The sequence below is a fragment of the Pseudomonas monachiensis genome, from assembly GCF_047345015.1.
Lineage (GTDB): Bacteria > Pseudomonadota > Gammaproteobacteria > Pseudomonadales > Pseudomonadaceae > Aquipseudomonas > Aquipseudomonas monachiensis.
Genome location: NZ_CP178857.1, coordinates 662,501 through 687,892, shown reverse-complemented (window position 1 = coordinate 687,892; position 25,392 = coordinate 662,501). Strand labels below are relative to the sequence as shown.

The 25,392-nt window shown below is 60.2% G+C and carries 20 protein-coding genes and 2 rRNA genes (1 of these 22 running past the window's edge); 8 read left to right on the top strand and 14 right to left on the bottom strand.

What is annotated here, in order from left to right:
• Positions 1 to 79 precede the first annotated feature (79 nt).
• The 3 genes from ACMDB8_RS02995 to ACMDB8_RS02985 all read right to left on the bottom strand — a co-directional run bounded on the left by ACMDB8_RS02995 (position 80) and on the right by ACMDB8_RS02985 (position 2,720).
• The gene (locus ACMDB8_RS02995) at positions 80 to 973 is read right to left on the bottom strand and encodes an NAD-dependent epimerase/dehydratase family protein (protein ID WP_409078325.1); all 894 of its coding nucleotides are present in this window, start codon (positions 971 to 973) and stop codon (positions 80 to 82) included.
• Between the two features lie 103 nt (positions 974 to 1,076).
• Complete coding sequence (locus tag ACMDB8_RS02990; RefSeq protein WP_409078326.1) at positions 1,077 to 1,988, bottom strand: LysR family transcriptional regulator; 912 nt, start codon at positions 1,986 to 1,988, stop codon at positions 1,077 to 1,079.
• Positions 1,989 to 2,129: 141 nt separating this feature from the next.
• Complete coding sequence (locus tag ACMDB8_RS02985) at positions 2,130 to 2,720, bottom strand: NAD(P)H-dependent oxidoreductase (protein ID WP_223459898.1); 591 nt, start codon at positions 2,718 to 2,720, stop codon at positions 2,130 to 2,132.
• A gap of 165 nt (positions 2,721 to 2,885) precedes the next feature.
• On the opposite strand from ACMDB8_RS02985, the gene ACMDB8_RS02980 reads away from it, so the two are divergent.
• A complete protein-coding gene (locus tag ACMDB8_RS02980; protein WP_008047557.1) occupies positions 2,886 to 3,200 on the top strand; it encodes a putative quinol monooxygenase in 315 nt (104 codons plus the stop codon).
• On the opposite strand, the gene ACMDB8_RS02975 is transcribed toward ACMDB8_RS02980, so the two are convergent.
• Positions 3,190 to 3,954 carry a sulfite exporter TauE/SafE family protein gene (locus ACMDB8_RS02975; protein ID WP_409078327.1) on the bottom strand — a complete coding sequence of 255 codons (765 nt, stop codon included), beginning with the start codon at positions 3,952 to 3,954 and terminating at the stop codon, positions 3,190 to 3,192. The two genes, ACMDB8_RS02980 and ACMDB8_RS02975, sit on opposite strands and share 11 nt — an antisense overlap.
• A gap of 225 nt (positions 3,955 to 4,179) precedes the next feature.
• Here ACMDB8_RS02975 and ACMDB8_RS02970 point away from each other — a divergent pair, with 225 nt between their 5' ends.
• The 4 genes from ACMDB8_RS02970 to ACMDB8_RS02955 all read left to right on the top strand — a co-directional run bounded on the left by ACMDB8_RS02970 (position 4,180) and on the right by ACMDB8_RS02955 (position 6,557).
• Positions 4,180 to 5,064: a LysR family transcriptional regulator gene (locus tag ACMDB8_RS02970; RefSeq protein ID WP_409078328.1), complete on the top strand. Its 885-nt coding sequence runs from the start codon at positions 4,180 to 4,182 to the stop codon at positions 5,062 to 5,064.
• A 42-nt stretch (positions 5,065 to 5,106) separates the two neighbouring features.
• Positions 5,107 to 5,685, top strand: coding sequence for an NAD(P)H-dependent oxidoreductase (locus tag ACMDB8_RS02965; protein ID WP_223542313.1), 579 nt, complete (start codon positions 5,107 to 5,109; stop codon positions 5,683 to 5,685).
• A 49-nt stretch (positions 5,686 to 5,734) separates the two neighbouring features.
• Positions 5,735 to 6,106: a MerR family transcriptional regulator gene (locus tag ACMDB8_RS02960; RefSeq protein WP_056728128.1), complete on the top strand. Its 372-nt coding sequence runs from the start codon at positions 5,735 to 5,737 to the stop codon at positions 6,104 to 6,106.
• Positions 6,107 to 6,212: 106 nt separating this feature from the next.
• On the top strand, positions 6,213 to 6,557 hold the full coding sequence (locus ACMDB8_RS02955) for a cupin domain-containing protein (RefSeq protein ID WP_046038617.1): 345 nt from the start codon (positions 6,213 to 6,215) through the stop codon (positions 6,555 to 6,557).
• A gap of 138 nt (positions 6,558 to 6,695) precedes the next feature.
• On the opposite strand, the gene mmsB is transcribed toward ACMDB8_RS02955, so the two are convergent.
• Both mmsB and ACMDB8_RS02945 read right to left on the bottom strand, forming a co-directional pair.
• Entirely contained in the window at positions 6,696 to 7,583 is an 888-nt protein-coding gene (mmsB, locus tag ACMDB8_RS02950) for a 3-hydroxyisobutyrate dehydrogenase (protein ID WP_046038616.1), read from the bottom strand.
• A gap of 10 nt (positions 7,584 to 7,593) precedes the next feature.
• Complete coding sequence (locus ACMDB8_RS02945) at positions 7,594 to 9,120, bottom strand: CoA-acylating methylmalonate-semialdehyde dehydrogenase (protein WP_056728124.1); 1,527 nt, start codon at positions 9,118 to 9,120, stop codon at positions 7,594 to 7,596.
• A gap of 163 nt (positions 9,121 to 9,283) precedes the next feature.
• Here ACMDB8_RS02945 and ACMDB8_RS02940 point away from each other — a divergent pair, with 163 nt between their 5' ends.
• The 3 genes from ACMDB8_RS02940 to ACMDB8_RS02930 all read left to right on the top strand — a co-directional run bounded on the left by ACMDB8_RS02940 (position 9,284) and on the right by ACMDB8_RS02930 (position 11,478).
• Positions 9,284 to 10,234 carry a LysR family transcriptional regulator gene (locus ACMDB8_RS02940; RefSeq protein WP_409078329.1) on the top strand — a complete coding sequence of 317 codons (951 nt, stop codon included), beginning with the start codon at positions 9,284 to 9,286 and terminating at the stop codon, positions 10,232 to 10,234.
• Positions 10,235 to 10,920: 686 nt separating this feature from the next.
• On the top strand, positions 10,921 to 11,175 hold the full coding sequence (locus tag ACMDB8_RS02935) for a hypothetical protein (protein ID WP_409078330.1): 255 nt from the start codon (positions 10,921 to 10,923) through the stop codon (positions 11,173 to 11,175).
• A 3-nt stretch (positions 11,176 to 11,178) separates the two neighbouring features.
• Complete coding sequence (locus ACMDB8_RS02930; RefSeq protein WP_409078331.1) at positions 11,179 to 11,478, top strand: hypothetical protein; 300 nt, start codon at positions 11,179 to 11,181, stop codon at positions 11,476 to 11,478.
• Between the two features lie 133 nt (positions 11,479 to 11,611).
• Here ACMDB8_RS02930 and ACMDB8_RS02925 read toward each other — a convergent pair whose 3' ends face one another.
• The 8 genes from ACMDB8_RS02925 to ACMDB8_RS02890 all read right to left on the bottom strand — a co-directional run.
• Positions 11,612 to 12,073: an OmpA family protein gene (locus tag ACMDB8_RS02925; RefSeq protein ID WP_263291790.1), complete on the bottom strand. Its 462-nt coding sequence runs from the start codon at positions 12,071 to 12,073 to the stop codon at positions 11,612 to 11,614.
• A 44-nt stretch (positions 12,074 to 12,117) separates the two neighbouring features.
• On the bottom strand, positions 12,118 to 13,386 hold the full coding sequence (locus ACMDB8_RS02920; RefSeq protein ID WP_409078332.1) for a diguanylate cyclase domain-containing protein: 1,269 nt from the start codon (positions 13,384 to 13,386) through the stop codon (positions 12,118 to 12,120).
• Entirely contained in the window at positions 13,383 to 13,958 is a 576-nt protein-coding gene (locus ACMDB8_RS02915; RefSeq protein WP_056728113.1) for a YfiR family protein, read from the bottom strand. The genes ACMDB8_RS02920 and ACMDB8_RS02915 overlap by 4 nt, the downstream gene beginning before the upstream one ends.
• 119 nt (positions 13,959 to 14,077) lie before the next feature.
• Positions 14,078 to 16,186, bottom strand: a complete 2,109-nt coding sequence (recD, locus tag ACMDB8_RS02910; protein ID WP_409078333.1) for an exodeoxyribonuclease V subunit alpha — start codon at positions 16,184 to 16,186, stop codon at positions 14,078 to 14,080.
• Complete coding sequence (recB, locus tag ACMDB8_RS02905; RefSeq protein ID WP_409078334.1) at positions 16,183 to 19,872, bottom strand: exodeoxyribonuclease V subunit beta; 3,690 nt, start codon at positions 19,870 to 19,872, stop codon at positions 16,183 to 16,185. Before recB ends, recD begins: the two co-directional genes overlap by 4 nt.
• Positions 19,872 to 23,321 carry an exodeoxyribonuclease V subunit gamma gene (gene recC, locus ACMDB8_RS02900; RefSeq protein WP_409078335.1) on the bottom strand — a complete coding sequence of 1,150 codons (3,450 nt, stop codon included), beginning with the start codon at positions 23,319 to 23,321 and terminating at the stop codon, positions 19,872 to 19,874. The genes recB and recC overlap by 1 nt, the downstream gene beginning before the upstream one ends.
• A gap of 154 nt (positions 23,322 to 23,475) precedes the next feature.
• A 5S ribosomal RNA gene (rrf, locus tag ACMDB8_RS02895) occupies positions 23,476 to 23,591 on the bottom strand.
• A gap of 157 nt (positions 23,592 to 23,748) precedes the next feature.
• Positions 23,749 to 25,392 (bottom strand): 23S ribosomal RNA (locus ACMDB8_RS02890); it runs 1,248 nt beyond the window's last position.

Sequence of the window (25,392 nt, the reverse complement as noted above, 5' to 3'; positions counted from 1 at the left end):
ACACAAAATCCGTGCCCTATGCAGATCAAATGTGGGAGCGAGCTTGCTCGCGATAGCCGCAACTCGGTCTAAAGCGAACTCACACCATCTCGTCGCGAATCCACTCCACGACCGACGTGCGCTTCGGCACCCAGCCCAACAGTTCCCGAGCCTGCTTGCCGCGCACCCGACTGTTGGAACCCAGGCCATAGTTGGCCATTTCATAGCCCCACTCGGCTTCCGCGTCCTTGAGCGCCCAGTCTTGCGGTTCGCCCAGGTTCAGCGCCTGGGCCATGGCGGTGGTCATGTCGATGAATGACGCTTCACCGCTTTCGACGAAGTAGAACGTGCCCGGTACGTTTTCAGTCAGCGCCAGCAGGTACAGCGCCACCACGTCCTCGATGTGCACGTTGGACCAGATGTTCCGGCCAGTGCCGACATGGCGCACCACCCCGCTTTTGCGTGCCTGCTTGAGCAGGCGCGGCAGCTGCACGCTGTCGCGATGCACGCCCAGGCTGTGGCCGTAGATCAGCGTGTTGCAGATCACCGCCGAGTTCACCCCGTCCATGGCCGCCGCCAGGATCAGATTGTCGATGGCCACGCGCGCCGCCTTGTCGACTGTCGGTTCCGGCAGGTTGTCTTCGTAATAGAGGATGTCGCTGGACTTGCCGCCCGAGGCATCACCGACGATGCTCGAACCGCTGGTGTGCAAAAACACTTTGCCGGAACCGCGCAAGGCATCGAGCAAGGCCTCCACCGCGCCACGATGATCGCTGCTGGCCGCGTTGATCACCGCGTCGGCAGCAAGCGCCTGATCGGCCAACAGGGCGGAGTCGTCGAGGGTGCCGATCACCGGGGTGATGCCCAGTGCGCGCAGCTCATCGGCTTGTTCGGCGCTGCGCACCAGACCGGTGACGTTGTGGCCGGCCTGGACCAGGCCCGTGGCGATGGAACCGCCGATAAAACCGGTGGCACCGGTAACGAATACGTTCATGGAGAAACTCCCTGCGTGGATAAGTGATGCAAGGAGTATCCGGCAGCGATCCCGGAGGAAAAATCCCTGCCGCCCCAATTCACTTTTGCGCAGGAATCACGAATCAGCCCTTGAAATCCGCACTCGCATATTCGGCCAGCTTGCCCTGGATAAAGTCCAGGAAGCATTGAATCCGCAGGGCCAGTTGCGAGTTGCGGTAGTACACCGCGTTGATCGGCTGGCGATAGCCGCTGTTGAACTCGGCCAGCAACACTTTCAAGCGTCCGGCACGAATGTCCTCGATGGTCATGAAGTGCGACAGGCTGGCGATGCCCTGGCCGTCCAGTGCGAGATGGCGGATGGTCTCGCCGCTGGAGGCGCTGATCGATGCCTGGATCGGCCAGCGATCGCCATGCACATAACGCAGCGGCCATTGGTTGAGGCCTTCGTTCTGGGTGAACCCCAGCAGCGTATGGTTGGCCAGGTCAGCCACGGCTTGCGGTGCGCCGTGCTTTTCCAGGTAGGCCGGGCTGGCGACGATGTGCAGCGGGCTGCAACCCAGGGAGCGGGCATGCAGCGTCGAATCGGTCAGGGTGCCGATGCGGATGGCGATGTCGGTGCTTTGCTCCAGCAGGTCGATGATCAAATCGTTGCTGTTGAGTTCGAGCTGGATGTCGGGGTAAAGCCTGCGAAATTCATCGATGTAGGGCACGATGGCGTGCAGCATGAACGGCGATGCTGCGTTGATCCGCAGCCGCCCGGACGGCGTTTGCTGGCGTGAGGACAGGCGCTCTTCGAGCTCATCCATCTGATCGAGAATGCGCTTGGCATGTTCGAAGAAGTACTTGCCCTCTTCGGTCAGGTCCATGCGCCGCGTGGTGCGATTGATCAAAGTGGTGTCGAGCTTGGCCTCCAGCCGCGACAGCGTACGACTCACCGCCGAAGGCGTTTGCCCGACCTGCTCGGCCGCCGCGGAAATCGACCCGCATTCAATCACGCAGACGAAAACCTGCAATTCATCGGATCTGGCTTTCACGTGTGTCCTCGTTTGGAATCGGCGCGGCAAGAATCGCCAAGATCGCAGCCTTCGGCAGCTCCTACGGGTGTACACAAAACCCTGTAGGAGCTGCCGAAGGCTGCGATCTTCCTGGCCGTTGCATCGGATAGTAGCCGAGCGTCATGCCTTCAGGCCAAACACCTCAGCCAAATGCTGCTCATAACGCGCCACGTCGCCTTCGATGTTCGGGCGCTTCATCACGTCCACGCAGAGGAAAGTTGGCAAACCGGTCATGCCCAGGAACTCGTTGGCCTTGTGGAACGGGAAGTACACCGCGTCCACGCCTTTGGCCTCGAAGAAATCGGTTGGGTCGTCGAAGGCTTGCTGCGGAGCGTTCCAGGTCAGCGACAACATGTATTGCTTGCCGTGAATCAGGCCGCCGCTGCCGTACTTCTGCGACGCGTCCGAACGGGTGCGACCGTCGCTGGCATAGAGGCTGCCATGGCCCTCGGTGAAGACTTCATCGATGTACTTTTTCACGGTCCACGGCGCGCCCATCCACCAGCCTGGCATCTGGTAAATGATCACGTCGGCCCAGAGGAACTTGGCCACTTCTTCGGCGATGTCGTAACCCTCGTCGATGAAAGTGGTTTTCACATCCATGCCACCGCGATCCAGCACGCTCAATGCGGCTTCATGCAGGGTGGCGTTGTAGCGGCCGTCGGAGTGTGCAAATTTTTTGCCGCCATTGAGCAACAGGACTTTTTTCATGGGAGGTGGTCTCGGGAAGGTCGGGAATCGGATGGCGGCAGAGTACCGATCGACCTTGCGCGGAGTAAGCGTCGATTTGGCAAAATACATTTGACCTACAAGCACGAATCGATAAGCGATTGTTGCCTTAAACTGGCGCCAGTTCTGACTTGAGGAGAGATGTAGATGAGTGAAATCCAGGGCTTTATCCTGCACGCCAAGACCCGCCCGGAAAAATCCGACGCCTTCGAAGCGTTTTTCAGCGGCTATGTGCAAGCGAGCCGAGCCGAACCGGGTTGCATCGAATACCACATGTTGCGTGACAAACAGGACCCGACCCTGTTCATCTTCTACGAGATCTGGCAATCCCAGGCCCACCTCGACGTGCACTCGAACCTGCCGCACATGAAGCAGTTCCTCGAGCAGCGTGATGAATACCTGGAGCGGGACTTCGAGATCCGCGCCATCGAGATGATCAGCCCGTCGTCCGCTAGCCGCTGATCAGCAAATGGCCGCCGAGCAAACCCAGGCCAACGAAAAATACGCGTTTGAACCACAGGGCGCTGATCCGCTGGCGCAGCGATTGCCCCAGCCACATGCCGAGCATGGCCGGGATCAGCGCCAGCAATGACGCGCTCAATTCGCCCCCGCCGAGCGCGCCACGCCATAACAAGCCACCGGCCAGGGCCAGGGTCGAGACGGTGAACGACAGGCCCAGCGCCTGCACCAGTTCGTCCTTGCTCAAACCCAGCGCTTGCAGATAAGGCACCGCCGGAATTACGAACACGCCAGTGGCCGAAGTGATGACGCCGGTCAGCACGCCACACAGAGGACCGAGCCAGCGTTCGCTGCTCTGCCCTACGCGCACAGTCGGCAGGAACAAACCGCTCAGCGCATACAGCAATAATGCCGCCCCCAACCCTCGCACCACCCAATGGCCACCGCTCATGCCGATCCATAGCGTGCCCGCCCCGGTGCCGATGAAAATCGCCAGCACCATCGGCCACAACCGTTTGACCAGACCCGACAGATGCCCGCCGAATGCCAGTTGCCAGACGTTGGTCAGGGTCGCCGGAATGATCAGCAACGCCGCAGCCTGCGTCGGCGCCATAGCCAGACCGAGCAGACCCATGGCGACGGTCGGCAGGCCGAGACCGATCACGCCCTTGATCATGCCGGCCAGCACAAAGGTGCCGATAACCAACAATGAAAGGGCCAATCCGAGATTCTGATAAAACGCCGAAAGTGTATTCATGGGGCCATGGTGGGCCCGCGGGGGTTGATTGAAAATCTGCCATATACTGAGGCTGCCTCTTGCCTTGACAGAGGCTGAAAATTTCGCTGAAGCGACTGGCCTCTTCGCGGGCAAGCCCGCTCCCACAGGGGACCGAGTTCTCGCAGAAGAAATACGATCCCCTGTGGGAGCGGGCTTGCTCGCGAAGGCGCCCTTCCAGACAACATTCAACTCGGGATTGTTGTAATGCACTTCGACCTGACCGACCTGCGCCTGTATCTGAACATCCTCGATACCGGCAACATCACCGCCGGCGCCGCACGCAGTCATTTGTCCCTCGCGGCAGCCAGTGCGCGCATCCGCGCCATGGAGGCGTCGCTGGGCGTCGAGTTTCTGCAGCGCAATCGTCGTGGGGTCAGCCCGACGCCGGCCGGCAATGCCCTGGCCCGACACGCCCGGGTCCTGCTGCAACAGGCCGAACGCCTGCAACAGGAACTGGCCGAATACGCCCAGGGCGTCAAAGGCCAGGTGCGGCTGCTGTGCAACACCACGGCGATCACCGAGTACCTGCCAGAGTTGCTCGCGGACTTCCTGCACAGCCATCCCAACCTCGACATCGACCTGCAGGAACTGCCCAGCACCCGCATCACCCATGCCTTGCGCCAAGGGGCGGCGGACCTCGGCATCGTGTCCGACGCGGTGGACACCGAGGACCTGCAGACGCGAGCGTTCCGCGATGATCCGTTGGTGCTGATCATGCCCCGGGAACATCCCCTGGCCCAGGCGACCTCAGTGAGCTTCACCGACACGCTGCATCACGACTACGTCAGCCTGAATGCCAATAGCGCCCTGGCGGTGTACCTGGAGGAACAGGCGCTGCACGCCGGCCTGCGCATGCAGATTCGCATCCGCGCCGACGGCTTCGATGGCGTGATGCGCATGGTCGCCCGAGGGGCTGGACTGGCAATCGTACCGCTGGCCGCGGTCGAACGCAGGTCAGGTGGACTGTCCTTCAAAAGCCTCGCCCTGCAAGAACCCTGGGGCCAACGCAAACTGTTGCTCTGCGCCCGGGACTTCGCCGCATTGCCCGGCTATGCCAAGGCCCTGCTGCACGCCTTGACTCTCCCCTGAGGGGCAGACTTTATCCTTGAGGTTTGATCCTCAAGGACAGCGATGATGGGTAAGCGAATACTGGTGATACTCGGGCATCCGTCCAGCAACAGCTTCTGCGCCGCCCTTGCCGAGCGTTACACACAGTCGGCAATGCGCGCCGGGCATGAAGTGCGGCCGTTGTTTCTGGGCAGCATGGATTTTGACCCGGTGCTGCGCGAAGGCTATCAACAGGTCCAGCCGCTGGAAGCCGACTTGCGTAACGCCCAGGCCGATATCCTCTGGGCCGAACTGTTGGTGCTGGTTTATCCGATCTGGTGGGGTGGCGTACCGGCCTTGCTCAAGGGCTTTTTCGACCGGGTGTTCTTGCCGGGTTTTGCCTTCAAGTATCGCCAGGGCAAAGCTTTCCCCGACAAACTCCTGCGCGGCCGAACCGCCCACCTGCTGGTGACCATGGACACACCGCCCTGGTACTACCGCTGGATCTACCGCATGCCCGGTTTGCATCAGGTCCGCAAAACCACGCTGGAGTTCTGTGGCATCAAGCCAACCCGAACCCTCACCTTCGGGCCAATTCTCGGCGCCAGCGTAGACCGGCATGCGGCCTGGTTGCGGCAAGCCGAAGCTATCGCCAGCGCTTGAGTCGGTCGATAATGCGCCGAGCTCTATCCTCGGAGAAAAGGACCTTCCCATGTACATCGGCCAAGCCGCGCAACGTTCCGGTACCACGGTCAAAAGCATCCGTCACTACGAGTCGATTGGCTTGTTGCCTGCCGCTCGCCGCTTGGGCAAGTACCGCATCTATGACCAGCACAGCGTCGATCTGCTGATGTTCATCAAATGTGCACAACAGTTGGGCTTCAGGCTCAAGGAATTGCAGTCGGTCTTCGCCGGCCATCAGGGCCCGCAGTTGCCATGGGAGCGGGCACACCAGGTCCTCGCCAGCAAAAAGCAGGAAATCGCCGAGCGGATAGCGGCGCTGTCGCAACAGCACGCGCAATTGGTCGAATTCGAGAACAGCCTCGAACAATCCAGGCTCGACTGCCCACTGAACCGGAATTGAAGAACGTGCGTTTCTGGACAGCTCAGTGTCGAGCACAGACAACTGAGGGTTGGGCAGGCGCTATAGGGTGCGACTTCAGTTCTTGAGCCCACTGCCCGGAGTCATCATGACCGCACCGATTACCGTTCTTCGCGACACCCACCCGCTGCCCGTACTCGACGCCTGCAAATGGGAAAAACTCGAAGGCGACCCGCACACCGTCAACCTCAATGCCTACACCAGTGAAGACGGCAGCAAGATCATGGGCACCTGGATCTGCACGCCGGGCAAGTGGTACGTGGAATACGTGAAGTGGGAGTACTGCCACTTCCAGGAAGGCTACTGCATCATCACCCCGGAAGGCATGGCGCCGATCCACCTGCGCGCCGGCGACATTTTCGTCGTTGAACCGGGGATGAAAGGCACCTGGGAAGTGGTGGAAACCGTGCGCAAATATTTCGTGTTTGCCTGACAAAGCAAAAGATCGCAGCCTTCGGCAGCTCCTACGGGGTGTATACATTCCCCTGTAGGAGCTGCCGAAGGCTGCGATCTTTTCTTGCCAAATTAAAAAACCGGGAATCCACCCGACGCGGATTCCCGGAAATATCCCTTATTGCGGCTTGCGATAGCCGTTGATGATCGCCGAGAAGTCCTGTCCACCCTCCCCACGCAAACTCATCGCCTGATACAACTGCTGGGCCACCGCGCCGAGAACCACCGGCTGGTGCGCCTGACGCGCAGCCTCAGTGGCCAGCCCCAGATCCTTGAGCATCAGTTCGGCACCGAAACCACCGGTATAGCCGCGCGACGCCGGCGCCGTTTCGACGATGCCCGGCCACGGGTTGTACATCTCCGAACTCCAGCAACGCCCGGTGGAACTGTTGATGATGCCCGCCAGCACCTTGGTGTCGATGCCCAATGCATCGCCAAGCGCCATGGCTTCGCTGACGCCGACCATGGAAATCCCCAACAACAGGTTGTTGCAGATTTTAGCGATTTGCCCGGTGCCGACCTCACCACAATGGACGATGTTGCGGCCCATTTGCGCCAGTACCGGTTGCAGGGTGGCGAACAGTTCAGGCGTGGCGCCGACCATGAAGGTCAGCGTCCCGGCGGCTGCACCACCGGTGCCGCCAGAAACCGGCGCATCGGCCATGGCCACGCCCTGTTTGGCAGCGGCGGTGGCAACGTCCCGCGCGGTCTGCGGATCGATGGTGCTGCAATCCACGGCCGGAACACCTTTGCCGATACCGGCGAGCACGCCGTCTTCGCCCAGCCACACGCTGCGCACATGCACAGCGGCAGGCAGCATGGTGATGACCAGTTCGGCGCCTTCTGAAGCTTCGCGGGCCGTTGGGCTGATACTGCCGCCCAGTTGTTCCAGTTCCGCCAGCACGGCTTTGTTCAGGTCCACCAGGCGCAGTGCATGGCCGGCCTTGATCAGGTTGCGCGCCATTGGCGCGCCCATGTTGCCCAGACCGATAAAAGCGATTTTCATGTCCGGCTCCTTATCGCAGGTTGATGGTGGTGTTCACACCGTCGTTGACGCTGTCGTCATCGAACCAGCGACTGGTGACGGTCTTGGTCTGAGTGTAGAACTGCACCACTTGCTTGCCGTACGGGCCGAGGTCGCCGAGCTTGGAACCGCGCGAACCGGTGAAGCTGAAGAACGGGACCGGCACCGGAATCGGGATGTTGATGCCGACCTGGCCGACGTCGATTTCGTTCTGGAATTTACGTGCCGCCGCGCCGCTCTGGGTGAACAGACCCGTGCCGTTGCCGAACGGGTTGGCGTTGACCAAGGCGATGGCCTCGTCGAGCGTATTGACCTCCAGCACCACCAGCACCGGGCCGAAGATTTCCTGGGTGTAGATCTGCATGTCGGTGGTCACGCCGGAGAACAGGGTCGGGCCGACAAAGTTGCCCTTCTCGTAACCGGGAACCGTGATCTCGCGACCGTCCAGCTCCAGTTTCGCGCCTTCCTTGATGCCGCTTTCGATCAGGTCGAGAATCCGCGCCTTGGCCTTTTTCGAGATCACCGGGCCGACATCGGTGCCCGGCTCGCTGCCGGCATTGACCTTGAGCTTCTGCGCCAGCGCCTTGAGATCCGGCAGCCACTGCTTGGCCGCGCCCACCAGCACCACCACCGAGGTGGCCATGCAGCGTTGACCCGCAGCACCGAAACCGGCGCCCACCAGCGCATTCAGCGCTTGTTCGCGATTGGCGTCCGGCAGCACCACGGCGTGGTTCTTCGCGCCCATCATCGACTGCACGCGCTTGCCGTGTTTGCCTGCCAGGTCATACACATGGGTACCGACGGCAGTTGAACCGACGAAGGAAACCGCCTTGATGTCCTTGTGGGTGCAGAGCCCGTCCACCACGTCCTTGCCGCCATGCACGACGTTGAGCACGCCGGCCGGAATGCCCGCCTCGATCGCCAGCTCCACCAGAAGCATGGTCGACATCGGGTCCTGTTCGGACGGTTTGAGCACGAAGGTGTTGCCGCAGGCGATGGCCATCGGGAACATCCACAGCGGAATCATCGCCGGGAAGTTGAACGGGGTAATGCCGGCGCACACGCCGATTGGCTGGCGCAGGGTGTAGGTGTCGACGCCACCGGCGACGTTTTCAGCGAACTCGCCCATTTGCAGACTGCCAATGGAGCAAGCGTGCTCGACCACTTCCAGGCCACGGAAAATATCGCCTTCGGCATCGGCAATGGTCTTGCCCTGCTCGGCGCTGAGGACCGCGGCGATGCGCTTGGAGTGTTCGCGAATCAGCGCCTGGAGCTTGAGCATGATACGCATGCGGGCGCCGATCGGGGTCAGCTTCCAGGTCTGGAAGGCTCGATGGGCCGCGCTGATGGCCGCGTCGACTTCTTCAGCGGTGGCAAACGGCACTTTGGCCAGCACTTGCTGGGTCGCCGGGTTGATGATGTCGTGCCATTCGGTAGTCTTGGATTCGACCCACTCGCCGTCGATCAACAACTTGACCTTTTGTACGGTGGTGTCGGTGGGCGTGAGCGATACGTTCATGTGGGTCTCCGGATGTTTGCTTTTTTTATTGAGAGCTATCTTGGGAGCCGGGGCGAGATAGTCGCCCTGAGATGAGCCATGTGTCGCGAATTGGTTGTCGGACTGTTTTTGGAGTATAGATGTGCAAACTTCTGATAAGAACGCACATAAAAACCGGTCCAACATGCAAAAAAACATCACCTCCCTCGGTTCGCTGAACTGGGATGACCTCAAGTTTTTCCTCGAAGTCGCCCGCACCCGCAAGGCCAGCACCGCGGCCAAGCGCCTGGCGGTGGACTACACCACGGTGTCGCGACGCATCAGCTCCCTGGAAACCGCGCTGGGCACCTTGCTGTTCGAAAAATCCCGGACCAACGGCTTTGTCCTGACCGCCGAAGGCCAGCGGTTGATGGGGTATGCCGAGTCGATCGAAAGTACCTTGCACATGGCGTGCGAGCAGGTTTCCGGGTCTGGCGTGGCGCTGTCCGGTCATGTGCGCATGGGCTGCACCGAAGGCTTCGGCAGTTTTTTCATCACACCGCAGCTGAGCCACTTCGTCGACACCTACCCGGCGATCTCGGTGGACATCCTGCCGCTGCCGCACTTCATCAGCCTGTCCAAGCGCGAGGCCGACATCGTCATCGCCCTGGAGCGCCCGGAGCATGGCCCGTACGTCTGCTGCAAACTGTGCGACTACCGATTGCAGCTGTACGCGACCCAGGACTATCTGGACAACCACCCGCCGATCCGCAAACCAGCCGATTTGGCCAAGCATTCATTTATCAGTTACGTCGACGACCTGGCGTTCAGCTCGGAGCTGTTGTACCTGGCCAACGTATTGCCCGGCGCCAGCGCCAACCTGCGCAGCACCAGCGTGATCGCACAGTTCGTGGCCGCGCAGCAAGGACGCTCACTGGCGATCCTGCCATGCTTCCTCGCCACCCAGGACCCGCGGCTGCTGCCGGTGTTGCCACAGGAAATCAATATCACTCGGCAGTTCTGGATGTACTGCCGCGAAGACCTGCGCAAGCTCAAGCGGATCACCCTGTTGTGGGATTACATCCGCCAGGTCACCGAGCAGAATCAGGGGCTGTTGATGGGGGAAAGTCGGGAGATGTTGTTCGCCGACACATAGTTCTTCAGGAATCAGGTGACCTCATCGAACGACGCGGGACACACCGTTGCAATGACTTGTGACAAAGGTTGTAACAGCACTTGTGACACCAGCGTACGGAGCACTTCTTTCAAAGGCAGAGACGGGGGCTGCCAGTAAGATAACTTATGTCTATGGGGACTACGGTAAGCGTAATGAGCAGCCCTGAGTCCAAGGCGAATGCGTGGTCTGGCAGTAATCCTTTTTGAGCCGAAATTTAGGATAAGGTCCGCACGTTTAAAAAGCTGACCAGACTTTTTATTTGTTGAAAATCGTTGAAAAAAGCTCCGATCCAGCGGTGTAGCGGCTTACACGCTGCTTCCCTCTTTCACACACAATTTACGCACAGGTTTATCCACAGGCGGTACGTTGCAACCCCCCCAAAAACGCATTATCTTGTACCCAGACGACAAAAAAACCCTAGATATAGGGTTTGTCGTTAGTTGCTGACCTCGAATGAGGTGCTTAGAAAAGTCTGCGAGTGATCGTGTTCTAGTTGTGGAGACCGAAGCACAACCACCCGCACCTACTAAAGCTAAACAGTAGCGATTACGTTAGCCCTAGGGGGATTGCATTGAGCCAAACATTGACGGGATCGTCAACGGTTCTCTGCTGGCCGGTAATCCTTGGGGCTGACAAATTTGTCCTTATCCAAGAGATTAAATGTCATGCCCAACAATACAAAGCAATCCTCATCGAAATCGGCCAAGCTGGCCTCTGAAACCCTGCGTAATCCCAATGCCTCGGCTACCGCGAAGAGCCTTGCAGCTTCGGTGTTGTCCCAATCCAGCACCGGTAAGCAAACAGGTGCTGAAATGGAAGCCAAGGCAGGCAAAGTGCTCCAAAGCGAAAAGTACAGCGATGACACGAAAGCCCTAGCGGGCTCTGTTGTATCTCAAGCCAACAAAGCGCGGGGTGAGTGAATCATGCCCTTTCATGCAGTCGTAACGGTCGATTTGGATAACGGCGTAAGCTCAACAGCTCGCACCAAATTCAATGAAGAGCTGAAGAAAAAATATTTTACGAAGCACAAGCTCACAACGCTCTGGACCGTAGTATTCGCAGCGGGCGCAGTGAGAGAGGCTGCTGTCAAATATGCTCGTGACAGTATCGATGCTGCCGCTGCTATAGCTGGTATTTCCACCTATGAAGCTTTCGTATCCATTAGTGAGGCTGCCCCAGTCGAGTGGAAGAAAGCCGCGAGAGAGACAGTATTGGGGCGCTAAGATGCAATTCCAGAACTAACGCTTTAGACCCCACTCCGGTGGGGTTTTTTACATCTCGCAATTACATTCATGAGGTCACGGAGCGCAATCAGGGCCTGTTGATGGGCGAAAGTCGGGAGATGCTATTTGCCGATTAGTCGGAGCTGACCACAATCGCCACCCGGCGATTTTCGGTGCGGCCACTGGATGTGCTGTTGCTGGCCACCGGCACGCTGCTGCCCAGGCCACGCAGCTGGATATTTTCCTGTTTCATGCCGACGGTGTTGAGCACCTTGGCCACGCTTTTCGCCCGGCGCATGGACAGTTGCTCGTTGTACGCCTCTTTGCCCGATGCATCGGTGTGGCCATCGACCCGTACCCGCTCGATACCCACCCCCAACAGCGCCTTGCCGATGCGTTCGACGATGTCGGTGCTCTGCTTGTTCAGGCTGTCGTCGTCACTGCCAAACAGGACCTTGCCGGACAAGCCGAAAGCCCAGCCATCGTCTGTCAGCTCGAACCCCTGCTGTTTCAGCACGGCGATTTGCGCCGGGGTCAGGCCTTTGGGAGTGGTTTGGCAACCGGCCAGGCCCAGCAAGGCCACGAGCAGGGTCATGGTGAAAAAACGCAGGGAACGCGGGTTGAAAGTGAACACGTAAATCAGCTCCTGTTTTGAACATCGGCGGCAGGGTGCTCCGACCCTGCCGTGTACTGTGCGCCTCGGGACAGGCGCTTGGCCTGGTACATCGCGCCATCGGCGGCGTTGAGCAGGGCACCCGGCGTTGCGCCATGATCCGGGTACACCGCGACGCCGATACTGAGGGAGGTCAGTACCTGGGTACTGCCCGGCAATGGAATCGGCATGTCCATGCTGGCCAGAATCTTGTCGGCAATCCGTTCGGCGTCTTCGGTCTTGTGCAGTGGCGTCAGCAGCACGGCAAACTCATCGCCACCCAAGCGCGCCACCAGGTCCCCTTCGCGCAGTTGCGCCCGAACCCGATTGGCCACGGCCACTAACACCGCATCGCCCGCCGCATGGCCGAAACTGTCGTTGATCTCCTTGAAGCGATCGCTGTCGAGAAACAGCACCGCCACTCGCTCGCCGAGCTTGTTGGCGCTGCGCAGTGCGCGCATCAGGCGACCTTCGAAAAACGCCCGATTGGGCAATCCGGTAAGGCTGTCGTGGTTGGCCTGGTGAGCCAGGGATTCGTTTTCGCTTTGCAGGTGCGACTGCCAGGCTTCGAGCTCATCGAGCAGGGCATTGAAGTCGTTGCCGAAATTATCCAGTTCGGCAATGTCGGCGGGCGGCACTCGCTTGTCAAAGGCGCGGTCAATGCGCGCGGCGTGGGCGACGGCGGCCAGGTTGCGCAGGGGCTTGATGATCCCGCGAAGTTGTCGGCGCGCCAAAAAGAGTGCAACCCAGGCGCTGATGGCCGTGCACAAGATGATGCCCACCAGACCGCTGAGCAAAAAGCGCATCAGGCTGGCGCCATGACCGGTGAGCCTGATGCTGCCGACTTCCCGCCCTTGATGGAGGATCGGCATGCTCATGGGTTCTTCCAGAAACGCTTTGGCGATGTGCAATTCGAGATCGGACACCCAACCGGTTTCCGGTCGTTGCCAGCGGGCCAGCAACTGGCCCTGCTGGTCGAACACCTGGGCGTCGGCCACCTCTTCGTTGGAGGCAATCAGCGCCAGCGCTTCGGTGGTGGCGGTTTTGTCGTCGAACACCACCGCGGCTTCCACGGTGTAGCTGATCGAGCGGGCGATCAGGTGCAGGTTGTTGTCGGCGTACACGCGCAAGGCCAGCACACCGAGCAACGTCAGTGAAACACTGGCCATGGCGACGCCTACCAGCGCAACGAGCAGGTTGCCGCGACCGATGACCGAATGCAAAGTCGGGCGATTGCCCCGTTTCAGTATTTTCATGGCGCCGCCGGTTTGCGACGGGACAGTTGCAGCACGCTCGGATGAATGCGTACGCCGCTGCGGGCGACAGAGTCGAGATTGACCTCGAACGACACCTGCTCGTCGCTGACCCGCAAGCAAAACAGACTGCCGACGGTGCATTGCTCGTCGCTCTCACTGATGCTCAACACCGGATGCCCGATCAACGCGGCAAACAATCGGCTGCGTTCTACGCCGGTCAGCTTGCCGATATAAACCGCATCGCAGTCACTGACAATCGAAGGGTTGTCGGCCAACAAACGCTGCACCGCGACAGGTCGACCGGTCGCCTGGGTCGTGCCTTTGACCAGGTCGTCGGTGTATTCGGTAGGGCCGACCAGGCACAAGCGCAGCAGCAAAGGCTCGACGGGCCAGCGGGCATAGCTGAGGATTCCGAGGACTACCTGGGTAACCGCTTTGGCACGTTGGTCCGCCATGCCCACCGGGGCTTGCGATTGAGCGAAAACGACGCTGGCCAGCAGACAAAGAAGGATGGCAAGCAGCGCTTTTCTACAGCCAACGACGCACTCTGTCGTCCTGACAGCCACCTTCATGCAGGGATACTCTTTGACCGTAGCGAAATGATGCCGCAACGATAGCACAGCGAGGAAATGCCAGCGAGGCCACGTACTACGCAGCCTCGGACATTTTCCTACAGCCTGTTACTGACCTTTCAACCTGTCGGCTCGCTGCCGTCCTTGAGCTCCAGCATCAGCCCGCTCAAGCGTTTGACCCGGCGTTTCACCGCCTCTTCAAACACCCCCGCACGGGACTCGATCAAGGTGAACCAGTCCTTGGCCCGGGTAATGCCGGTGTAGATCAATTCCTTGGTGAGTACCGGATTCAAGGCATCGGGAAGAATCAACGCGGTATGCGCGAACTCCGAGCCCTGGGATTTATGCACGGTCATGGCGTACACGGTTTCGACATCATTCAGGCGGCTGGGCAGGACAAATCGCACGCCACCCTGGCCATCATTGCGTGGGAATGCCACACGCAGAACCTGCCTTCCAGTCCCCTGGCCTTCCTGCTCCGGGAGCTTGAGGGCGATGCCGATATCGCCGTTCATCAACCCTAGCCCGTAATCGTTGCGGGTCATCAGCACAGGGCGACCTTCGTACCACTGCTGGTCGCTGTCGATCAGGCGCGCCCTGAGCAATGCCTCCGTCACCCGCTGGTTCAAGCCCTCTACACCCCATGGCCCCTTGCGCACGGCACATAACAACTGGAACGCGTCGAAAGCCTGCAGCACTTGTCGAGCCCAATCAATCCAGCGTGAATCTTCCAGCGGGCTGTCCAGTGGCGGTCGCTGATTGCGCAGCACGCTCAGGTAATGTCGATAACCCTGCGGCCCCTCACCATGGCCGTCGAGAAGCAAGCGTTCCAGGGCCCGATCCTGCTCCCCCTTGAGGGACAGGCAATGCACATCGTCATGGCTGCGCGCCGACAACAACTTGCGGGCTTCATCGGGTTGCTGCTGGTTGACCCAGCGAGCCAGTTGGCCAATGCCACTGCCTTCACCGAATCGCCGGGAATGGCGCAACATCACGACCTGTTGAGCCAATGGATGAGTGCCCTGCGCATCCTCCTGCAATCCGCTGGCCTGCAGGTTTTCGCCACTGACGGCTTCCAGCCACCGGCGTGTCTGCGGGCTGTACCAGCCAGCCTCCGCGTCGCGACACAGATCCCCCAATACCGCACCGGCCTCTACCGACGCCAATTGGTCCTTGTCCCCCAACAGCACGAGGCGCGCATGGGGCGGCAAGGCATCGAGCAGGTTGGCCATCATTTCCAGGTCGATCATCGAGGCCTCGTCCACCACCAACACATCCAGCGGCAGGCGATTGCCCGCGTGATGACGGAAATGACGAGTCCCGGGCCGGCTGCCGAGCAGGCGGTGAACGGTGGTGACGTCGGAGGGGATCTTTTCCCGAACGTCCTCCGTGACCTTCAAGGTCCGGACCTGCTGGCTGATGGATTCGGTCAGACGCGCCGCGGCCTTGCCGGTAGGCGCGGCGAGGCGAATGCGCAGGGGCATGCCGGCCTCGACCGCCGGCGCCTGGAGCAACGCCAGCAAGCGTACGACGGTGGTGGTCTTGCCGGTTCCCGGCCCCCCCGTGACGATGCTGAAGGCACTGCGTGTCGCCAGGGCGCAGGCCAGCTTCTGCCAGTCGATCACTTCACCCGGCCGGGCTGGACCAAACAAACCGGTGAGGCGCTGGAGCAGGTCGCTCGGCGTGGATTCGTGTTCCGTCAGACGCTCGCGCAAGGAAACGTCGATCCGCCGCTCGTAGGCCCAATAGCGGCGCAGGTACAAGCGCTTGCCCGATAACACCAAAGGCCGGTCGCGTACGTTGTCACGACTGTCAGCGGCCAGCGCGACCAGGTTGCTGGCGGCCAGCACCTTGCACCAATGAGCGCCGTCCAGCGATCCCAGCAATTGCGAGGGCAGCAGCATCGCGCCGCCTTGCACGTCACCTTCGGGTGGCAGCGACAGGGCGAAGTCCGGTTCTTTCAGCGTCTCGAACAGGTCGAGGCAGACATGCCCGTGGCCCAACTGGTGGCTGGTCAGCGCGGCTGCCAGCAACACCAGCGGATCATCCTCTGGGGCCAGCTCATGCAGAAACGCCACAAAGGCTTTGTCCAGCGCGCGCAACCAGCCACGCTCGACCCAACGCGTGAGCAATAACAGCAAGTCGTCGGCACGCCTCAGCGGCACCAGATCGGCCAGGCTTTCGGCTGCCAGCGATGTGGGCAACAAATCGGTGAATGTGCGACTCATAACAGTACTCCCTGTTCCCAGGCGGGCTCGGCCTTGGGTTCTGGCTTGCCCTGGAACAGCCTGTCCAGGCGTTCGATCAGCTCTCTTGGCGGCCGGGCGAAAAACACCCCCTGGCTGGCCGCGCGCGTACCGCGCAAAAACAGGTACAACGCACCGCCGACATGCCGGTCGTAGTCGTAATCGGCGAGCCGCGCCTTGAGTTGGCGGTGCAGGGCCAACAGGTACAACACGTATTGCAGGTCATAACGGTTGTCGAGAATCGATTGCTCCATGGCCTGCGCGGTGTAGGCCGCATCATCGACGCCGAGCCAGTTGGATTTGTAGTCGGCCACGTAATAGCGGCCGTCATGTTCGAACGTCAGGTCGATAAAGCCCTTGAACATGCCGTTGAGCAACACCGGTTCCGCGGCCACCCGGGCCACGCCGTTATGGGTGTATTGGCACACCAGCGCATCGAGCTTGAGCACATCGACCTTATGGCTGGCGAACCAGAACTCCATCTCGACCTGGTACTGCGTCAACTGGCCAAATATCACCGGTGCCTGTCCGCCGCCCAGTTGCAACGGCGACTTGAGCAGATGCTGCAGCCAGTCACTCAAGGTGCTGATCCAGCCCTCCCAGCCTCGACGGTTGCAGCGACGGGCAATGGCGTCGATCACCTCTTGTGGTGCCGCAGCAAAACCCTCGCCTCCCGCCCATTCGAGCAAGCCATGAAGAAAGGTGCCGGGGTTCGGGCCGCGCGGGAAGCGATGGATATCGCCGCCACCGGCCACCACTTCCCTGGGGGCCTGCGGGTCGAGGCGCTCGTCGTCGAACAGTTTTTGCGCCTGCGGGCTCTCCGGCGCCTCGTCCGTGCCGACACTCAGGGTGTCGCCAATGCGCAACGCGCTGTAGGAAGCGATCCACCAGTTTTCACTGGCCTTGCGTTTCGGAACCAGCGGAACCAGCAGCGCTGCGTCGTTTTGCGGTGGCTGGTAATGCTCCGCTGTCGCTTCAGGCATCTCGGCATACGCCAGCGCCGGGCAGTCCTGTTGCAGGTCCCGCAACCAAAGCTGCAACGCCGGGGAATCGGCCAAAGGCGCACCGCCGCCCAGCAGATAACCCAATGCCGACAGATGCAGCACCGAGCCATTGTTGTTGCCGCGCTTGAGGTCGGCCACCCCCAGCCAGCAGGCGTGTTGCGCCCGGGTCAGGGCGACATAGAGCAAGCGAAGATCCTCGGCCAGACGCTCATCGTCAGCCAGGGCAATCAATTCTGCCGTCGGTTTCAACGTGACCTGGGCATTGCCGGATTCATCGTGGTAGTGCAACGGCAGGCGGCTGCCATCCACCGGTTTCGCCGAGCAAATGAACGGCAGAAACACCAAGGGGTATTCAAGGCCCTTGGACTTGTGAATCGTCACGACCTTGACCAATTGCTCATCACTTTCCAGACGCAGGATCTGCTCTTCGCCAGCCTGCCCGGACAACGCCAGATGCTCGGACAAATGCCGGATCAGGGCTTGCTCGCCATCAAGCTCCGCGGCGGCTTGTTGCAGCAGTTCGAAAAGGTGCAGAAGGTTGGTCAACACGCGTTCGCCGTCACTGCGGGCGATCAGCGCCTGGGGCAGGCGGAAGTCGTGCAGCAGGCGTCGCAGCATCGGCAGTACGCCCTGCTTGCGCCATACTTCGCGATAGCCACGGAACTGCATGACCCGGGATTCCCAGGCCAACTCGTCCTGATTCAGTCGCTCCAGCTCAGTCAGCGAAAGGTTCAACGTGATGCTGGCCAACGCGGCCCGCAGCGGTCGCTCGACATCCGGCTCGGCGCAGGCCTTGAGCCAGGTCAGCACGTCATGCGCCTCCTGGGCGGCGAACACCGAGTCCTTGTCCGACAGGTAAACACTGCGCACGCCACGGGCGGCCAATTGCGCACGAACCGCCTGCGCCTCCTTGCCATCGCGTACCAGGATGGCGATGTCCGCCGGCAGCAGGCCCCTGAAGGCCTTGCCGTCCTGGGAGAACCCCGCATGCCCCTGCTGCCCGCCATTGAGCAACGCCGTGATTTCACTGGCGCAGGCAGCCGCCAGGTGTTGCCGGTACACCGCACCGGACAACGGTTGTTCGGCCGGCAAGTGCCAGATGTTCAAGGCCGGGATTGCCTGGTCATTGATGCGCAAGACTTCTTTGCGACCCTGGGAGGCAACCGGCGTGAAAGGAACCGGGTTGTCGCCATTCTTCTGTCGGAAGAGGAAAGCGCCGCGGCCCGACTCCCGTGCCTCGGCGCGCTCGAACACATGGTTCACCGCGTTGACCATGCCATGGCTTGAGCGGAAGTTGGTGCCCAGGGTATGCAGGCGGCCGGTGGTGGCCTGGCGGGCGCGCAGGTAGGTATGGATGTCCGCACCGCGAAAAGCGTAGATCGCCTGTTTCGGGTCGCCGATCAGGAACAGGCCACACTCGGGGCTGTTCTCTTCAATGCGATAGATGCTCTCGAAGATTCGGTATTGCACCGGGTCGGTGTCCTGGAACTCATCGATCAGGGCGACCGGAAACTGTTCACGAATCAGGGTTGCCAGGCGTTCGCCGCCATCGGACTGCAAGGCCGCATCAAGGCGCAGCAACATGTCGTCGAAACCCATTTCCGCGCGGCGGCGCTTCTCTTCCTCGAATCGCGCCCCGACCCAGCGGGCCGCGTGTTGCAGTACGGCGGCATCAGGCGTTGGCAGCCCATCGAGACAGGCCTTGAGTCCGGCCATCGCATCGAGCCCCGGATGTCGAGGCGCCTCACCCTTCCAGGCTTCAGCCATGCCGTCCGGGGTCAGGCGAGTGAAGCCAGTGCCGATATCCAGTTGCTCGAGGGATTCGTCTTCGGCCCAGGCTTTGATCTTTTCAAACCAGGGCTCGAAATAGCGTGCCTGCATCTTGCGACCGTCGACAGCCTTGGTGGCAACGCCCTGGTGACAGATGACAAGCAACTCGTCCGCCCACTGCAGCCAGGGTTTCTTGAGTTCGATCAGGGCCGTCCGTCGTTCTTGCAGGCATTGCGAAATCACTTCGGCGGGTTCTTTCCCTTCATGCGCATCCCGCTCGCTGGCGAACAGCGCACGAATCCGCGGCAGCAGCGCCGCCGGCCCGCCCCAATTGCCGCGCACCCAATTCAAGGCGTCACCTTGCATCGGGTAACAGAACAGCCGCCAGTAATCGCGCAGGACCTCCCCCAGCAAGTCGCTGTGGTCGGTTTCCAGGGTCTGGGTAAACAGGCTGCCGCTGTCGAATGCGTGCTCGCGCAACATACGCTGGCACCAACTGTGGATGGTCGACACCGCTGCCTCGTCCATCCACTGGGCGGCGATATCCAGGCGGTTTGCGCAGCCGGGCCATTGCTCGGGCAGGTACTGATCACGCAACTCGGCAATCAGGCTGTCGGGGGCCGGGGTTTCATCGCGGAAATAGCGTGCGGCCTCGGCGAGCCGCGTGCGGATGCGTTCGCGCAGCTCTTTGGTCGCGGCGTCGGTGAAGGTCACGACGAGGATCTGCGGCGGCAACAGTTCTCGTCCGAAACCACTGTCCTCCCCGCCATTGCCCAGCACCAGGCGCAGGTACAACGCGGAAATGGTGAACGTCTTGCCGGTCCCGGCGCTGGCTTCGATCAGTTGGCTGCCGCGCAGCGGGAATGCCAGGGCCAGCGGTGTCTTCGTGCTCATCAGCGCGACTCCTCGCTGGACAGTGAACGCCAGGGTGCTTCAAGAAGCGGGCGATAGAGCGCGTCACACCACTGGGGGAACGTCTCGTCGGCGACCAAGGCATCGTAATCGGCGAATTGGCGCGCGAGTGCCGGGCTTTCGCGACGCTCTCCGTCCGTCGTCTGCCCATCCCCTTCATAGGCCTTGCGCGCAGCGGCTTGGGCTTTGACCGGATCGGTTTGCCCCAGCCACGCGAAGGCTGTCTTGACCGCGATCGGCAGAGGCTGGCGCATACCCGACTGCCAGGCCATCAACAGGTCACCGAGAATTGTCCGCGCCGTGGACTGCTCCAGTGGACCGAGCAACAGACTGTCGTCGCTCGCCACCAATGCGGTGGTCAAGGCCATGCCACTGGCACAAGCCATCAAATGATTGACCCATGGGCGGGTCAGGCGATGCCATTTGCGCGACTTGATCGAGCCGATACTGTTGGGGATCGTTGTGACAGACAACAAACCACCATCAGCACGCTGATGCAGACCGCTGAGCCAGCCCTCGATGTGCAGGCCCTGCAGTTCAAGACTGACGGGCAACGCGCTGCTGAGGGGGGTTGGCCACAACGCCAGGAGCTGTTGGTGGCGTTGCAGCAAGTCAGGCAATGGCTCGATCAATTCGCGTTGCAGGCACTCACCGAATCCGGCCATGGGCAGCAGCCCGCTGTTCTGCAAACGTTTCGCCTGATCCTGCAGTGCCTGCCCGGAATTTCCAGGATCTGCCAGCGCCGCTTCGAGCAAACGGTCACTGAGGCTGTAACGCTGCAACGCATCCAGGACAAAGGGCTCTTCATCGGCCAATGGCACTTCTGCCGCCTCGAAGAAGACCTTCAGCCGCTGGCTGAAAAAGTGCCGTACCGGATTGCGCAGGAAATCCTGCACCTGACCGAGACTCAGAGGTTCGTCCTGGACGTGGGGCGCGAGCACTTCGGCGCTTGCCTGTTGCTCTGCCGCCTGATGAAGCACCTGCCATTCGCTGGCGTAGCTGAACGACTCATCACCGTCGTGAAAGTAGCGAGCACTGAAGGGTTGTAATGGGTGTTCCCGGGTCATGGCTTCCAGCAGATCCTCGTCGCCTTGCAGCAATCGCCAACCGCTGGCCAGGTGGTCACGCAGTTGGCCAATCAGCACCGAGGCAGGCCGCTCGCTGTTATCGCGGATGCTACGGCCCACCCAACTGATGTAGAGCTGGTCCCTTGCCGACAGCAAGGCTTCCAGTAGCAGGTAGCGGTCGTCTTCGCGCCGGGAGCGGTCACCCGGACGGTAATCACTGCCCATCAGGTCGAAATCCAGCGGCGGTTGCGCGCGCGGATAATCGCCGTCATTCATGCCCAGCAGGCACACCAGTTTGAACGGGATGGCGCGCATGGGCATCAAGGTGCAGAAGTTGACCGCACCGGCCAGAAAACGTTGGGACAAACGGCCCTGATCCAGACCTGCAAGCCAGGCTTCGCGGACGACGGTCAGCGGCAACTCGTCCTGCAACCCGACTGACTCGCAGGTCTCGAGCCAGGTCTCGCGCAGCTCTTCGAGTTGGGCCAGCAAGTAGTCATCGTGTTCGTTACCGGCAAGGAAGAACAACTGCACCAAAGCCTGCAAGCGCAAGCCCCATTGCCCCGGCGATGCTGGCTGAGAGAGCTCGTGGTGAGCCATTTCCAGCGCGTCGAGCAACGCAACCAGCGGACCGATGAGCGCAGCGTCCAGACCACCGATCTCGTCGTAGGGTTCGATCCCCTCATAAGCATCGGCGCTGCCAACGGCATAACCGAGCAGCATCCGTCGCAAGCCGAATCGCCAGCTGTTTTGCTCCAGTTCATTGGGCAACCCGAGCCCGGCACGTTGCTCGGCATTCATGCCCCAGCGAATGCCGGCACCTTCGATCCAGCGGTGCAGCGTCGGCAGGTCACGCTCCTCAACGCCAAAACGAGCGCGCAGTGCCGGGACGTCCAGCAGATCGAGAATCTCACTGACGGGGAATCGGCTGTCAGGCAGCTTGAGCAAGTGCTCCACAGCAATCAGCAATGGATCACGACCGCGCTGGCCCTGGTCCGCCAGGGTAAACGGAATGAAACGCGGATCCTGGCGGTCAAGCTGACCAAACACGGCACGAATATGCGGGGCGTAGGTGTCGATGTCCGGAACCATGACGATGATGTCCCGGGGCCGCAATGTCGGGTCGGAGCTGAAACGTGCTAGCAGCTGATCGTGGAGGATCTCGACTTCTCGCTGGGCGCTATGGGCGATGTGAAAACGGATCGATTCGTCCTGTTCAAGATCGATGGCCGGCCAATGCTCCCGAGTCTCGTTGAGGGGACGCAACTCGAGGATGTCGTCCTGCAACTGGTTGAGCACGTTCAGCGGCAGACCATCACTGAACAGGTCGATGCGCCCGTCGCGGAATGCCGAACGATAGCTGCTGGGATCGTCATAACTGTCGAGCAGGTTGATGTAGTCCCGCCCCTGCTTGCCCCAAGCGGCCAACAGCGGGTGAGCATGTTGGTGGAGGGTTTGCGGATCGATGACTACCGGCATGCCGCTCTTGCGGGCCTGACGCTTGTATTGATGGCGCAGCAGGTCTTTATCGGCGACGATGTCCGCCCAATGGTGACGACAGGGGTTGTGTACGCACAGCAGGACCTGACTGAATCGCGCCAGTCCCGCCAGTGCTTCCAGGGCTTGGGCAGGCAGCGAAGAAATCCCGAAAACGATCACTCGCGAGGGTAATCCCTTGGGAGCTGTTTCGAGGTTATTGATGCGCTCGACAAATCGCTGATGGACGCCGGCACGGCTTTGCGCCATGCCTTCTTCTCCCACGTCCAGCAAGAGGGCGCGCCATAGCTCAGCCTGCCAGCAATTGGCCGGGGTCAGGGGTTTGGTTTCGCCCCTGGCGTTTCGTGTTTGATGTCGACCTTGCGCCCAGTCTTCGAGCCAGTCAGCTCGGTACACCTGGTATTGGTCGAACAGATCCGCCAGACGTTCAGCCAATTGATAACGTTTGCGCAGATCGGTGTCGTGGGTCAGGAAACGTTGCAGCGGCTCGAAGTGCGGCTGGTTGATCAACTGCGGCAGCAGGCGCATCAGACGCCAGGTCAGCGGGGCTTTATCGAGCAGGGAATTGACCGGGATTTCGTCGCGGCCAAGGACCATGCGATAGAGCTGCCACATGAAGCTGCCGGGCAACTGCACGTCGATGGCGGCAGCGATTCCGCAGCCTCCCATGTCGTCGTCTTCAGCATCTTCCGCCAGTGCCAGCTTCAGCCATTGGGCAATGCCATTGCTTTGCACCAACGCGATTTCATTCTCCAGGGGAGCCAGCGGGTAGCGCCGCATCCAGCTGACCACCAGGCTGCGCAATTCGTCCAGGCGGTTGCCGTGAACCACCATAAAACCAGCACTGAGGGACGTCGCGTCCGGCATAAAGGCTTCCTTGGAAAATACAAACGCCAGGGGCGAACCTTAGCATTGTCGGGAGACGGTGACAGCGTGAACCTGCTCGTTGTTGCTGTGCGAACTTTCCTGCGGACAAAAACAAAACCCCAACTGCTTTCGCAATTGGGGTTTCGGAATTTAATCTTGACGATGACCTACTCTCACATGGGGAAACCCCACACTACCATCGGCGATGCATCGTTTCACTGCTGAGTTCGGGATGGGATCAGGTGGTTCCAACGCTCTATGGTCGTCAAGAAATTCGGGTACTGAGTCGTGGCCGGATGGCCTCGCTTCAGCAAATTGGGTATGTGATAGTTTGGTGTTTTGTGAGTATCTCGAACTTTCGGTTCGTTTCGTCTTCACACACCGCAATCTGATGCTCTTTCGAGTAGTCAAATTGCTTGGGTGTTATATGGTCAAGCCTCACGGGCAATTAGTATTGGTTAGCTCAACGCCTCACAGCGCTTACACACCCAACCTATCAACGTCGTAGTCTTCGACGGCCCTTCAGGGGACTCAAGGTCCCAGTGAGATCTCATCTTGAGGCAAGTTTCCCGCTTAGATGCTTTCAGCGGTTATCTTTTCCGAACATAGCTACCCGGCAATGCCACTGGCGTGACAACCGGAACACCAGAGGTTCGTCCACTCCGGTCCTCTCGTACTAGGAGCAGCCCCTCTCAAATCTCAAACGTCCACGGCAGATAGGGACCGAACTGTCTCACGACGTTCTAAACCCAGCTCGCGTACCACTTTAAATGGCGAACAGCCATACCCTTGGGACCGGCTTCAGCCCCAGGATGTGATGAGCCGACATCGAGGTGCCAAACACCGCCGTCGATATGAACTCTTGGGCGGTATCAGCCTGTTATCCCCGGAGTACCTTTTATCCGTTGAGCGATGGCCCTTCCATACAGAACCACCGGATCACTAAGACCTACTTTCGTACCTGCTCGACGTGTCTGTCTCGCAGTCAAGCGCGCTTTTGCCTTTATACTCTACGACCGATTTCCGACCGGTCTGAGCGCACCTTCGTACTCCTCCGTTACTCTTTAGGAGGAGACCGCCCCAGTCAAACTACCCACCATACACTGTCCTCGATCCGGATAACGGACCTGAGTTAGAACCTCAAAGTTGCCAGGGTGGTATTTCAAGGTTGGCTCCACGCGAACTGGCGTCCACGCTTCAAAGCCTCCCACCTATCCTACACAAGCAAATTCAAAGTCCAGTGCAAAGCTATAGTAAAGGTTCACGGGGTCTTTCCGTCTAGCCGCGGATACACTGCATCTTCACAGCGATTTCAATTTCACTGAGTCTCGGGTGGAGACAGCGCCGCCATCGTTACGCCATTCGTGCAGGTCGGAACTTACCCGACAAGGAATTTCGCTACCTTAGGACCGTTATAGTTACGGCCGCCGTTTACCGGGGCTTCGATCAAGAGCTTCGCGTTAGCTAACCCCATCAATTAACCTTCCGGCACCGGGCAGGCGTCACACCCTATACGTCCACTTTCGTGTTTGCAGAGTGCTGTGTTTTTAATAAACAGTCGCAGCGGCCTGGTATCTTCGACCGGCGTGGGCTTACGGAGCAAGTCCTTCACCCTCACCGGCGCACCTTCTCCCGAAGTTACGGTGCCATTTTGCCTAGTTCCTTCACCCGAGTTCTCTCAAGCGCCTTGGTATTCTCTACCCAACCACCTGTGTCGGTTTGGGGTACGGTTCCTGGTTACCTGAAGCTTAGAAGCTTTTCTTGGAAGCATGGCATCAACCACTTCGTGTTCTAAAAGAACACTCGTCATCAGCTCTCGGCCTTAGAATCCCGGATTTACCTAAGATTCCAGCCTACCACCTTAAACTTGGACAACCAACGCCAAGCTGGCCTAGCCTTCTCCGTCCCTCCATCGCAATAACCAGAAGTACAGGAATATTAACCTGTTTTCCATCGACTACGCTTTTCAGCCTCGCCTTAGGGACCGACTAACCCTGCGTCGATTAACGTTGCGCAGGAAACCTTGGTCTTTCGGCGTGGGTGTTTTTCACACCCATTGTCGTTACTCATG